Annotated in this window: 8 protein-coding genes and 1 pseudogene; 5 read left to right on the top strand and 4 right to left on the bottom strand. The window is 66.6% G+C overall.

All coding sequences use genetic code 11. The features are described 5' to 3' along the window. Positions 1-129 precede the first annotated feature (129 nt). Positions 130-846, top strand: a complete 717-nt coding sequence (locus tag QMK22_RS06570; RefSeq protein WP_283496830.1) for a ferritin-like fold-containing protein — start codon at positions 130-132, stop codon at positions 844-846. Between the two features lie 74 nt (positions 847-920). Here the strand turns inward: QMK22_RS06570 and QMK22_RS06575 are convergent, their stop codons facing one another. Both QMK22_RS06575 and QMK22_RS06580 read right to left on the bottom strand, forming a co-directional pair. Continuing rightward, positions 921-1,229, bottom strand: a complete 309-nt coding sequence (locus tag QMK22_RS06575; protein ID WP_283496831.1) for a hypothetical protein — start codon at positions 1,227-1,229, stop codon at positions 921-923. A gap of 6 nt (positions 1,230-1,235) precedes the next feature. Then, the gene (locus QMK22_RS06580) at positions 1,236-1,460 is read right to left on the bottom strand and encodes a DUF3107 domain-containing protein (RefSeq protein ID WP_092108379.1); all 225 of its coding nucleotides are present in this window, start codon (positions 1,458-1,460) and stop codon (positions 1,236-1,238) included. Between the two features lie 95 nt (positions 1,461-1,555). Between QMK22_RS06580 and QMK22_RS06585 the strand changes: the two genes are divergently transcribed. Then, a complete protein-coding gene (locus QMK22_RS06585; protein ID WP_283496832.1) occupies positions 1,556-4,864 on the top strand; it encodes an ATP-dependent helicase in 3,309 nt (1,102 codons plus the stop codon). Next, entirely contained in the window at positions 4,861-8,286 is a 3,426-nt protein-coding gene (locus QMK22_RS06590; protein WP_502857207.1) for an ATP-dependent helicase, read from the top strand. Before QMK22_RS06585 ends, QMK22_RS06590 begins: the two co-directional genes overlap by 4 nt. A gap of 293 nt (positions 8,287-8,579) precedes the next feature. Here the strand turns inward: QMK22_RS06590 and QMK22_RS17540 are convergent. Next, a pseudogene (locus QMK22_RS17540) lies at positions 8,580-9,317 on the bottom strand (phosphotransferase); the annotation flags it as partial. Between the two features lie 84 nt (positions 9,318-9,401). On the opposite strand from QMK22_RS17540, the gene nudC reads away from it, so the two are divergent. Together nudC and QMK22_RS06605 are read left to right on the top strand one after the other, a co-directional pair. Continuing rightward, a complete protein-coding gene (nudC, locus tag QMK22_RS06600; RefSeq protein WP_283496834.1) occupies positions 9,402-10,394 on the top strand; it encodes an NAD(+) diphosphatase in 993 nt (330 codons plus the stop codon). A gap of 2 nt (positions 10,395-10,396) precedes the next feature. Next, positions 10,397-12,106, top strand: a complete 1,710-nt coding sequence (locus tag QMK22_RS06605) for an ATP-dependent helicase (RefSeq protein ID WP_283497105.1) — start codon at positions 10,397-10,399, stop codon at positions 12,104-12,106. On the opposite strand, the gene QMK22_RS06610 is transcribed toward QMK22_RS06605, so the two are convergent. Continuing rightward, positions 11,997-12,842 carry a TOMM precursor leader peptide-binding protein gene (locus QMK22_RS06610; protein ID WP_283496835.1) on the bottom strand — a complete coding sequence of 282 codons (846 nt, stop codon included), beginning with the start codon at positions 12,840-12,842 and terminating at the stop codon, positions 11,997-11,999. The genes QMK22_RS06605 and QMK22_RS06610 overlap by 110 nt on opposite strands. Positions 12,843-12,934 lie beyond the last annotated feature (92 nt).

Raw genomic sequence — 12,934 nt, forward strand, 5'->3', positions numbered from 1 at the left:
TTAACTGGAAGCGAAGTGCGCCCGTTTTTGCGTCTCGGGCAGCGGTCGCCGATCCTTGTCGGCGACGTAATTCCACCTTACTGCCCAGTCTGGACCGCGGCCACAGGCGCGCTGTTCTAAGCTAAGCCCGTGGTTACGTGGTTCGGTCGGCGCCCGCAGCGCAATGAAGCTCCTCGGCTTTCCGCCCGTGGGGTGGCCCAGCCAACCGAAAAAGTGGACATCAGTTCGCTTGCTCCGGGCGTGCGGCACTTTCTCGGCCAGGCCGCGTACTGCGAGCTGGGCGAATTCGAAAGTCTGGCCCGCGCCGTGGCGACCGCTCCAAACCTTGCCGTGAAGGAGGGACTCAGTGCTGCCGCCGGCCGGGCCCTGAGCAAGCATCACGGTCTGATCACCGAGATTCGTCGCCGCGGGCATGACCCGGCGACCGAGATGGCCCCGTTCGTCGCGGGCCTCGACGAGTTTCGCGGCAAAACCAACGGCTCCGACTGGCACGAACTGCTCGTGAGCTGCTACCTCGGCGGTGGCTTGCTCGACGATTTCTTTATTCGGCTTTCGGACGGCCTGCCGCGCGATATCGGGCCCCGAGTGGCACAGCTGCTCGGTGAAGATTCCGGCACCGACGTGCTCGTGCAGGAATTGCAGAAAGCCATCGAAAACGACCGGGCACTCGGTTCCCGGCTCGCGATGTGGGGCCGCCGTCTGGTCGGTGACACGCTGCTCGTGGCGCGGTCGGCGATGCCGGCTGCCGATCCCGCCGACGGTGCCGAGGCGCGCATCGAACCGGTGTTCACCGAGCTCATCGCCGCGCACACCCGCCGCATGGATGGTCTCGGACTCACGGCCTAGCCCACGCCCCGTTGACCGGCCCAGCTGAACGGCCAGGCCGAACCAGCTGGATGCCGGCCCGGTCCGACGCCGCCCTAGGCGACTTCTGGAGCCCCGGTTTTGGCGAGGCGTTGCAGCATCCGCTGGTCGGCGTGAATGCGTCGTCGACTGATCACAAGATTCAGCACGACGGATGCGACGGCGGATGTCCCGAGGGACAGCCACCAGATCCACCCGCCAGCCCAATTCCAGCCGAGCCAGGTCAGGGCGACCCACACCAGCGATGCGGCGGCCGTTCCGATTGCCGGAACCAGCACCGAACCCTGCGTTGACCGACCGGGCAGGAAGTACCGCGCCGCGAGACCGATGACCGCGCCGAACAGCGCGACGAACAAGAGCTCCATGACTGGTTAGGCGACGAAACCGACGCGGCGAGATTCTTCGCTGCCGAGTTCGACGTAGGCCAGACCCACGGTCGGAACGATGTACACGCGACCCTTGCTGTCGCTGAGCTTCAGGTAGCCCGTCTGACCGGAGAGGGCCGCCGCGACGGTCTCCTCAATCTCGGTCGCTGGCTGCGAAGTCTCAAAACCGATCTCCCGGGGAGAGTTGAAAATACCAATGCGAATATCCACCGAACTGCCTTTCGTAGCCTTGCGCCCAGAGTACGACAGAACGCAACGGTACCCTGACCGAGTTCACTGTCGGCGCAACCCGATACCGTTGAATCGTGATCAAGCACCCTCTCGGCCATCCCCTCGGCCAGCCCAGCGGCCAGCCTGCCGACTGGCACCTCGACGTTGCCCAGCAGTCCGTTCTCGACCTTCCCGACGGGGTGAGCGGCGCGGTCATCGGCGCTCCCGGCTCGGGTAAGACGACCACCCTCGTTGAACTTGTCGCCGACCGGGTGCTGAACCGGGGCTACTCGCCGAGCGAGGTACTGGTGCTGGTGCCGACCCGCACCGGTGCCACCGCGTTGCGCGACCGGATCGCCCTGCGCCTGGCCGTTCCCACCAACGGGCCACTCGCGCGCAGTGCCAACTCGGTGGCCTTTCAGATTGTGCGCTCGGCCGTGGCCCAGGCCGGCGGACCAACCCCGACGCTGCTCACCGGTGGTGAACAAGACCAGATAATTGCCGAGCTGCTGCAGGGACACCTCGACGATGGAGGACAGGCCGGCCCGGCATGGCCAACCACGCTCGGCCCCGACGTGCGCCGTCTACGCGGTTTTCGCACCGAACTGCGTGACCTCATGATGCGAGCCGTGGAGTACGGGGTGACCCCGAGCCAGCTCGAACGATTCGGTCTGGGCCGACCGGAATGGGTGGCGGCGGCCGCATTCATTCGCGACTACGAAGAGGCCAAAGACCAGGCCCGCCCCGGCCAGTACGATTCCACCGAACTCGCTCGTTACGCTGCTGCCGTCGTGGCCGGTGCAGAGACCGGACCGGCCGCTGTGGCGACGCTCGGCTCATTTGCGGGTCTTCGCCTGATCGTTCTTGACGACGCCCAGGAGGCGACTCAGGCCACGCTCACCCTGCTGGCCCAGTTTCAGGCGCGCGGGGTCGCGATCATTGCCCTCGGCGACCCCGACATCAGTACCGGTTCGTTCCACGGCGCACATCCGGATGCCCTCGGTCGCCTCGGAGCATATCTGCAAGCCCGGATCGGTGCGGATCTGGCCGCGCCGATCATATTGCCAACGGTGTACCGACACGGAGCGGGCATTCGCGGGGTCGTGCAGCAGATCACCAATCGGATCGGAGCGGCCGCGGCGGGCAGGCAGCGCGCTGCGCGGAGCGCTGGTTCTGATGACGCCGTTGCCGCTTCGGTCGAAGACCCTGGGGCCGACAGCGGTGCACTCAGCGACCAGTCAGTGCACACGGTGGTCGCGAGCAGTCCGGCGGATCAACTCGCGGAGATCGCTCGGCTGCTGCGGGAACGTCACGTGATCGACGAGGTCCCGTGGTCGCGCATGGCCGTGATCGTGCGCACCGGATCGCTGGTGCCATCGATCTCCAAGGGGCTCGCCGCACTGGAAGTGCCGACGCAGGTCTCGACCGCGAGCAGTGCTCTCCGCGACGAGTACGCGGTGAAAGCCTTCATCCTGGCCCTCGAGGTGACATTGGGGCGCAAACCGCTCGACCCCGACGCGGCCATCGAGTTGTTGCGCGGCCCGCTCGGCGGGCTCGACCCGATCACCCTGCGCCGGCTGCGCGCCGCACTGCGTCAGCAGGAGCTGGGCCAGCAGGAACCGGGCGAGCTGGTACCAGGCGAGCTGGAGCTGAGCGGCCCGGAGCTGAGCGGCGCTGCCGTCACCGCGCGGAGCGCCGATGAATTGCTCGTCGCTGCCCTGCACGATCCCGATCTGCTGGCCGGCATCGACAATCGCACGGCACGCCGCGCAGCCGGATGCGGGGAGAGCCTGCGCCAGGCCGCGATTGAGTACGCGGCCGGAGCGACCATCGAAGAGCTGCTCTGGGGACTGTGGCAACGCAGTGGCCTCGACCGGGAATGGAAGGAACAATCCGGTGGTACCGGCATTGTCGCCGACGAGGCCAATCACAACCTCGACGCAGTCGTCGCCCTGTTCTCCGCCGCGCAACGCTACGTTGAACGTACCCCGTCGGCGCCGCCGGTGTTGTTTCTGGAACACCTCGTCGATACCGATGTGCCCGAAGACACGCTCGCGCCGCGTGCCCTCGGCGCTGCCGTCACCGTGTCCACCCCGAGCGGCACGATCGGCGCCGACTTCGACATTGTCGTGCTCGCCGGCGTGCAGGCCAACGTCTGGCCCGACCTGCGAATTCGCGGCTCCCTGCTCGGCGCCGGCGACCTCGCCCGGGTCGCGTCCGGAGACGACGCCAGCGACGCGGATGCCCGCACCGGTGTGCTCCACGACGAACTGCGCATGTTCGCCCAGGCCGCCAGCCGCGCCACGTCGGAGCTTCTCATCACGGCCGTCAACAATGAAGAAAACGAACCGTCGGCCTTTCTGCGCCTGCTGCCGCAGCCCGACCCCGAGCGCGGCGTTGACGACCTCGCCCGCTACCCCTTGTCACTGCGTGGCCTGACCGGGCGCCTGCGCCGTGACCTGACCCGCGCCATCCGCTCGCCCGGTCGCGACGTCGAGACCGCCACCCGGGCAGCAGATGCCGCGGCCACCCTGGCCCGCCTGGCCAGCGAAAACGTGCCGGGTGCCGCGCCCGAACACTGGTACGGGCTGGCCGACCCGAGCACCGTGCGCCCGCTGAACGACCCGGACGCAGGGGATCAACCGGTGCGTGTCTCGCCCTCACGCATGGCCGCCTTCGAAACCTGCCCGCTGCATTGGCTGATCGGTCAAGTCGGTGGCGGAAGTTCAAACACCGCCGCGAATCTCGGCACGATCATCCATAAGGTGATGGAGGATGCCATCGATCGTCGCCCGGAAGCGCTCTGGCAGGGCGTGGAGGCCCGCTGGAACGAACTCGACTTCGATGCCGATTGGCAGTCGCGCGTGCAGAAAGTCGCCGCGCGGGCACTCACCGATCGGCTCGCCTCCTACCTGCTCGACTTCGAGCACGGGGGCGGCGAGTTGTTGAGCGCCGAGGGCACCTTCCAGCTGGCGGTGAGCGGCGCTGTGCTGTCGGGCACCATTGATCGAGTCGAGCGTCAGGCCGACGGCCGTGCCGTGATCGTCGACCTGAAAACCGGGAAGGGCGACGCGACGAGTGATTCCGGCGTCGCCGAACATCCGCAACTGGGCGCCTACCAGCTGGCGTTCCAGGAGGGTGCCATCGAGGGCGTGTCCGCCGATATGACCCTGGCCGGTGCCCGCCTGGTTATTGTCTCCTCCGGCACGGTCAAACAGAACTACCGCAATCCCACCCAGCCCGCCTTCACCCCCGAGCAGCTCGAGGCCTTTCGCACCCGGGTCGGTGACGACGCTGCCGGTATGGGCGGCGCCACATTCATCGCCGAGATCACCTCGCACTGCCTCGATCCGCGAACCCACGGATCCTGCCGCATCCACGTCATCAAGCAGGTCAGCTCATGAATTCCACCACCACGCTCGTCACGGTGTCGGCTCTCGACATCGCCGCGCAGCTCAAACTGCCGCCGCCCACGGACGAACAGCAGGCCGTTATCGAGGCACCGCTCACGCCCACCCTGGTGGTCGCCGGAGCCGGCAGCGGCAAGACCGAAACCATGGCGAACCGGGTGCTGTGGCTGCTCGCCAACGGTCATGTCAGGCCCGACCAGATTCTCGGGCTGACCTTTACCCGCAAAGCCGCCGGCGAGCTGGGGGAGCGTATCAATAAGCGCATCACCGACCTTGACGCGGCTGGCCTCATGCCGTCCCACGCCGGGCACGATGGTGACGCGAACGCGGCGGCCTCCGACCTGTTCAACACCCCCAATGTCTCCACGTATAATTCCTTCGCCAGCCGGCTTTTCACCGACAACGCCCTGCTGCTCGGCCGGGAGCCGGAATCGGTTCTGCTGAGCGAAACGAGCGCCTGGCTGCTCGCCCGACGTGTGGTCATAGACCACGGCGACGGTCGGCTCGTACCGTTTGGCAAGAGTCTCGACCTGGTCACCGACGCTGTGCTCCAGCTCAGTCGCGCCCTCGCCGAGAACCCGCCGGCCTGGCGCGACGGCGCCCCAGGCGCCCCGCACGACCTGGCCGGCCTGGCGCAGAGTTTCGCGTATCTCACCGATCTGCCCTACGGTAACCCGCGCAAAAAGACGCCGTACGGCTCGGTTGTTGATTCGTTGGCCGCGGTTGCGCCGCTGCCCGTGCTCGCCCACCTTGCCGCCCGCTACAGCAGCGAGAAACGCCGCCTCGGACTGATCGAATTCTCCGACCAGGTAGCGCTCGCACTCCAGGTATGCCAGAAGGTTGATGCGGTCGTCGGCCGCTACCGTGACCAATACCGAGTCGTGCTCCTCGACGAGTACCAAGACACCTCGGTCTTGCAGACCGAGCTGCTGCACACCCTGTTTCGCGATCATCCGGTGATGGCGGTCGGCGATCCACACCAGTCCATTTACGGATGGCGCGGCGCCAGTTCTGCAAACCTGCTCGGCTTTGCGCGCGACTTCAGCCCCGAGGCCACCGCCCCGACCATGTCGCTCTCGTTCACCTGGCGCAACCCCGCCCGCGTGCTCGATGCCGCCAATGCTCTCGTCGCCCCGCTCAGCTCGGCGCTGCGGGCCAAGCCGGGCGGAATCCAGGTTGAAACGCTCAAGGTGCCAGCCGGAACGAGAGCCGGTTCCGTCGACGTGCGCATGGCCGAAACCATCGCCGAGGAGGCCGGAGCCGTCGCCGACTGGTTCGCTGCCCGATTGGTCGGCGACCATACCGGTGCCATGCTCTTTCGAGCCCGCCGCGAGATGGACTACTTCGCCGAGGTATTGCGGGCGCACGGGGTGCGAGCCCACGTGCTCGGTCTGGGCGGCTTGCTGTCGACACCGGAGGTCGCCGACGTCGTTAGCGTGCTCCGCGTCGTGCACGACCCCGCTGCCGGCAGTGAACTGGTGCGCCTGCTCAGCGGCGCCCGCTACCGGGTCGGTGCGCGCGACCTGCAGGCACTGGCCGAGGTGGCCCGCTGGCTGGCCGCCCACGACTGGGCGCAGAAGGCTCTCTCGGCGGACCTGCGTGGCAAGCTGCGGGCATCCGTGGCCGGTGATGAGGGCAGCTCCCTCGTTGATGCCCTCGACTTTCTCGGCACGGCACCCGATTCCCACAGCCAGTTCGCCGGTTTCAGTGAGCTGGGACGTGCCCGGGTGCAGTCGGCCGGCCGACAATTGGCCTGGCTGCGTTCCCGCGCCGGGCTGCCGCTGCTCGACTTTGTGCGGTTGATCGAACAAGAATTTCGGCTCGACATCGAATTGACCGCCAACGAGGCCAACGATCTCGGCCTCGCCAATCTGTATTCCTTCCACGACACTGTCGGCGCCTTTCTTGATAGTGACGAGCACGGCACCCTGGCCAGCTTTCTGCGCTGGCTCAAACGCGCCGAACTGCAGGACGACCTCGGACCGCGCGCCGAGATGTCTGAGCAGGGCACCGTGCAATTGCTCACCGTTCACGGAGCCAAAGGCCTCGAATGGGATTTCGTGGCCATTCCCAACCTCACCGAGAAGAGTCTGCCCGCGGCCTCACGCGACACCAGCGGATGGCTGCGCTTCGGCGAACTGCCCTATAGCTTTCGCGGAGATCGCTCCGAGCTGCCCGAACTGTACGTCGGCGGGCACGACACCCAGCTCGACTACGACACCGCGTTCCAGACCTATAAAGACGAACTGGCGACGCGGCATGACGACGAAGAACGCCGACTCATCTACGTGGCCACCACGCGTGCCAAGCAGGAACTGCTGCTCACCGGCTCGTTCTGGGGCCCCGGACTTACCGTTCGTAAGCCCAGCCGCTACCTTCTGGAACTCGCCGAAGCCGGGCTCGGGCCGGATATCCCCGAGGCGAGCGCCGAAACCGACAAACCCGAGACCGCCGACGACGGCACCGAACTCTGGCCGTTCGACCCGCTCGGTACCCGCCGGGTCCTGGTCGAAGCCGCGGCTCTCCGTGTGCAGAGCAGTGAAGCGGATGCGCCCACCCGTTGGACCAACGCGGTCACCCTGCTGTTGGAAGAGCGGGCACTGCGACTGACCGGCGGCACGGTAGCCCCCATTCCCACCCGCATCCCGGCCTCCCGGTTCAAGGACTATGTTGACGACCCGACCGGCGTCGCCGCCGAACTGGCGCGCCCGATGCCGCAGCGCCCCTATCGGGCTACCCGGCTCGGCACACTGTTTCACTCGTGGGTCGAACGGCGCGCCGGTGGTGCCACCGGTACTGACCGCATCGATGTCGGGGTGAACGAACTGGACTTCGGCGACGACGACGGAGGCACGGGTACGTTGACCGACCTCGCCGTGCCCGAGCAGGAACAATTCGCCAAACTGCAGGCCACTTTTGAACATTCCGAGTGGGCCGAACGCCGCCCGATCGACGTCGAGATCGAAATTCACCACGTGCTCGGGGGACAGGTCTTCGTCTGCAAGCTCGACGCCGTCTACCGCACCGAGACGGGGTATCAGGTCGTCGACTGGAAAACCGGGCGGGCACCCAAGAATGCTGCCGACCTGGAACTCAAGCAAACCCAGCTCGCGCTTTACCGGTTGGCCTACGCCCGCTGGAAAGGTATCGATCCGAGCATCGTCGACGCCGTGTTCTACTTCGTTGCCGACGACACGGTCGTGGCCCCCGAGCGTCTCTACTCCGAGGCGGACCTGCTTGCCGCCTGGTCGGGAGCGCTGAACCCGCGCGTGGTGCCGACCGAATCGTCAACCGAATTGTCAACCGAATCATTGGCCGAACCGTCAGTCGAGTCGGCATCAGCGTCGTCTTCAGCGTCGTCAGAGTCAGAGTCAGAGTCAGACTCAGAGTCGGCGGTGAGTCCCGAAAAGTTGTAGCTGTCGGTGTGCATCGCCGCGTGCTGGTCGTAATCGCGAGCGGCGCGCGGCATGTGATCGAGCATGTTCTCCACGTCGCCGACGGTCATGATCGGGCCGGTTTCGGGGGAGAGCGGCTGCTGCGTATGGCTGTGCACCGTGTCGACGAGGCCGTCGAGCATGGCAACGGCGTCATCAACGATGGACTGATCGTGACTGCTCGAACCGTGCAGCAACCAGCGGGCCAGTTCCAGCTCCGCGTAGAGCATGGCGCGCTGGGTGATGTGGCTGTCGCTGCCCTGGCGGGCATCCACATAGGCGGTGATCGCCAGCTCGGCGGCGTCGCCGCGTGCGGCGAGCAGCCAGTGCAGGTCACGAGCGGGATCGCCGACGGCGAGCCCGGACCAACCGAGAATCCCTGACACGGCGTCGTCGGTGATCAGAATGGAATCCGCCGACATCGACCCGTGCACCACGGCCGGCGCGAACTGCCAGAGCGCCTCGTCGTCGGTGGCCTGCTCCCAACGGCGCAACAGCGCGGCGGGCAAATAACCGGTGTTGGCAGTCCGATCGATCAGGTCGATCGCATCCTTGCGGCACTGTTCAGCGCTCTGCTGCGGCAGCCCGGCGGTGCCGATGAAGGCGCTCGGCAGGGAATGGATCGCGGCGATGGCCCGCCCGATCGACCCGGACACACCCTCGTGCCCGGTGAGGGCATCCGCATCATAACTGTCACCGGCCAGCAGCTCATAGACAATGGCGCGGGTGCCCTGGATCGGCGTCTGGCCAACATATTCCGGCACGTCAAATGGCAGCCGGCTGCGATTGCCCGTGGTGAGCGCGCGCAGCGCCACGAGGTCGGCGGACTGCTCGGTTTCGGCCGACTGGCTGGTGGGAACGCGAATGATCAGCGCCCGGCCGTCTTTGTCAATGACCAGTGCCGAGTCGAAAAGTCCGTGCGCGCCGGCACTGTGCTTGCGGGCGTAGGCCACGTCGAGCCCCGGAACAGCGGAGGTGGCTAACGCGGCTAGAGTGAGTTGAGTTCTGGCCATACTTACTAGGTTAGATCGACTTCCGGCCTGGCGGTTGTTCGCCACGCCTCCACACAACGTTCTCGCAGAGCTCGGAGTTAAACCATGTCGTTCACTTTCACGACGCGGTTGCCGCTGTCTCGCCACGCGGTCGACCGTGACCACCTCAGCCGTGGCCTTCCCGGCCTGTTCGACCAGCTCTGGGCGGATGATGCCACCCGCGTTCTGCCCGTCTGGCATGGCAAAATTCTGCTTCAGTCGCCTATCTCCAACCCCAGCGGCGCTGAGAATCTGACCGACGTGCACCTGGCCCTGCTTCCGTCGCTGAACGTGGCGAACGCTGGCCTGCGCGTATACCTCGGCCGGTCGTTGCCGACCGACCTGCCCGAACCAGCCGGCACTCCCATCGTCGCTGTGCAGCTCGATGATGATGCCGCGGCCATCCTCGAACCCGACGAGAAGCGGTGGGCGAGCCTCCGAAGCGTGGCGACCGTGCTCGATGACCGGGACGCCGGTCTGTTTACCGAGGCCCTCGGCGTGCTCAACTGGCACGCCTCCCACTCCCACTGCCCGCGCTGTGGCGCCGCCACCATGGTTGAAGAGGGCGGCTGGGTCCGCCGCTGCCCGATCGATAACAGCCAGGTTTTTCCGCGCACCGACCCCGCCGTGATCGTGCTCATCACCGATGCCGACGACCGCATTCTGCTCGGCTCCAACGCCATGTGGGAGAACAACCGGTACTCGCTGCTCGCCGGGTTCGTTGAACCCGGCGAGCCGCTGGAAATGGCCGTGATCCGCGAAATGTTTGAAGAATCCGGACTCCGCGTCACAGACCCGGCCTATGTCGGCTCCCAGCCGTGGCCGTTCCCGGCTTCGGTCATGTGCGGGTTCACGGCCCGGCTGGCCGACGGGCAGCAGGCCCATGATCTACTCCCCGACGGCGCCGAAATTCTGGCGCTGCGCTGGTTCAGCCGGCAGGAACTGCACGATGCCGGCGAGTGGATGCTGCTGCCCGGCCCATCTTCGATCGCGCACGCCATGATCGCGCGTTGGCTCGGCGCGCCGCTGCCGGCCGCTCCCGAAATGATTCGCCCGTGACGGTGACCGCCGACTCGCTGCTGAAAGGCCTCGACGAGCAGCAGCGCATAGCGGCCGAAGCGCTGATCGGCCCGGTCTGCATGCTCGCCGGCGCCGGAACCGGTAAGACCCGTGCCATCACCCACCGCATCGCTCTCGGCGTGCTGACCGGCGCCTACACCCCCAATCGGGTCATGGCGCTCACCTTCACGAGCCGTTCGGCGGCCGAACTGCGCGGCCGGCTGCGCCAGCTCGGCGCCGGGGGAGTGGCCGCCCGCACCTTTCACGCCGCCGCTTTGTCACAGCTGAACTATTTCTGGCCGCACGTGGTCGGCGGGCAGGCGCCGCGCATCCTCGACGGCAAGGGCCGCATTCTCGGTCACGCCGCTGAGGCCCTGCACCTCAAGATCGATACGGCCACCCTGCGCGACCTCGCTGCCGAAGTGGAATGGCGCAAGACCTCGGGGCTGAGCATCGAAGCGTACGCGGCGGGCATCGCCCGACGCAGCTTGCCCGGTCGGCTCGACGTCGACCAGGTCGTCGCCCTGCAGCAAACCTACGAGAAGCTCAAAGACGAACGCAAGCAGATCGACTTCGAAGACGTGCTGCTGGCCATGGCCGGCATGATCGAAGCCGAACCCTCGGTGGCCCTGCAGGTGCGTGAGCAGTACCGGTTCTTCGTCGTCGACGAATATCAGGACGTTTCGCCGCTTCAGCATGATTTGCTCGCTCTCTGGCTCGGCGACCGCCGTGACCTCTGCGTCGTCGGTGACGCCAGCCAAACCATCTATTCGTTCGCCGGTGCCCGCAGCGACTACCTGCTGGACTTTCCCAAACGCTACGAAGATGCCACGGTGGTGCGCCTCGAACAGAATTACCGGTCTACCGCGCCGATCGTCGCGACCGCCAATCAGCTCATGCGGGGGCGTTCCGGAGCACTGACTCTGCACGCCGCGCAATCCGACACCGGTCCCGACCCGACCGTGCGCGGCTATGCCTCCGACATGGCAGAGGCTCGCGGCGTTGCCGAGCAGATTCTGCAGCTCATCGACTCCGGCACCAAGCCCGAAGATGTGGCGGTACTGTTTCGGGTCAACGTGCAGGCTGCTCTGCTCGAAACGGCGCTCACCGAGGTGGGGGTCAGCTACCAGATTCGCGGTGCCAAACGGTTCTTCGATCTGCCCGAGGTGAAGCAGGCGGTGATGAGCTTGCGCGCAGCATCCGTTTCCATCATCGGGGAACCGCTGTTCAAGTCGGTCAGCGACGTGCTGCGTTCCCTCGGCTGGAGCCAGACCGCGCCGGAGACGCGCGGTGCGGTGCAGGCCAGATGGGAGTCCCTGAACGCTTTGATGGGCCTGGTCGACGAGGCCGCAGCGGGAACCACTTTTCGTCAATTCACCGACGAACTGATGGAACGTCAGGCCGGCCAACACGAACCGACGGTCTCTGCGGTGACTCTGGCGACCATGCACTCGGCCAAGGGGCTGGAGTGGGATGCCGTGTTCGTGGTCGGCTTGAGCGAGGGGCTGGTGCCGATCAGTTATGCGAGCACGTTCGAGCAAATCGATGAGGAACGCCGGTTACTCTATGTCGGAATTACGCGGGCCCGGCGGCGACTCGCGCTCAGTTGGTCGTCATCGGGCGTGCAGGCTCGCGCGGCTCGGGAACGGTCCCGCTTTCTGCAAGAGCTTGGCAGCCGCACCGCTCGTGGAACCGGTGCGCGGAGCGCGTAATCGTGCCGGTGACGGCGTCAAAGCGAATTGATCGCGCGAACACCGCCGACCGGCCCGTCTCCAGGCGGTCTTGAACGAGTCCGGCAACCCGTGCGGCGACCTCAAAGCTCAGCCTGGGGGTTTCGCTGGGGGCCTGGCGCTGCGCGAGCTGGCAGGCCATGGCCGGCCAAGCCGGATCGACGTCGACGTGGGCCAGCTCGAGGCAGGTCAGGCAGGGTCCGACGCCCGGTTCGACCAACGGGCCGACCCGGGCGGCGCTGTCGCTGAACACCACCGGCAGGTGCGGAATGTCGCGGCGCAGCCAGTGCCCGTGGCGCTCCGGCGAGAAAACGTACTGCCCGACGAGCACCGCCAGCTCCGGCTCATCGCCGGGCGAGGGTTCCTCGATCCTGAGGTTGGACAGCAGGACGCGCAGTCGAAAGGCGGTCGGTCCGTCACCGTCGACGAGCACGGTGCGCGGCAGCGGTGTGCTGGCCGGCTGCGCGTCGTCGGGCACATACAACAGTGCCGGCTCGAGCAGCTCCAGCAGGCGCGTTACCTCGGCAGCGGATGCCCCGGCGAGCGTCCCGAGCAGAATGGCGCCGGAGCGGTGTACCCCCACGGTGAGTGCTGCCAGCACTGCCTCGTGCGCGACCGTGAGCTCGCGGATGGTCACGATGGCCTGGTCAATGCCGAGTTGCACGCTGTCCGGTGTGCGCCACACCAGCGGATATCGAGGATTCAGTCGAAGGGCCATGGCGACATGATGACGCAGATGTGCGGGGCGTGGAGAAGTTCTCCACAGGCAGTTTGGGTAACGGTGCGGGTTCAGTTCACGACACACCGCGC

The sequence above is a fragment of the Cryobacterium sp. PH29-G1 genome, assembly GCF_030063365.1.
Classification (GTDB): Bacteria; Actinomycetota; Actinomycetes; order Actinomycetales; family Microbacteriaceae; genus Cryobacterium.

Bases quoted from the DNA above. Each gene is read 5' to 3' on its own strand.
- QMK22_RS06575 (WP_283496831.1), bottom strand. From the start codon at position 1,229: ATGGAGCTCTTGTTCGTCGCGCTGTTCGGCGCGGTCATCGGTCTCGCG.
- QMK22_RS06590 (WP_502857207.1), top strand. From the start codon at position 4,861: ATGAATTCCACCACCACGCTCGTCACGGTGTCGGCTCTCGACATCGCC.
- nudC (WP_283496834.1), top strand. From the start codon at position 9,402: ATGTCGTTCACTTTCACGACGCGGTTGCCGCTGTCTCGCCACGCGGTC.
- QMK22_RS06610 (WP_283496835.1), bottom strand. From the start codon at position 12,842: ATGGCCCTTCGACTGAATCCTCGATATCCGCTGGTGTGGCGCACACCG.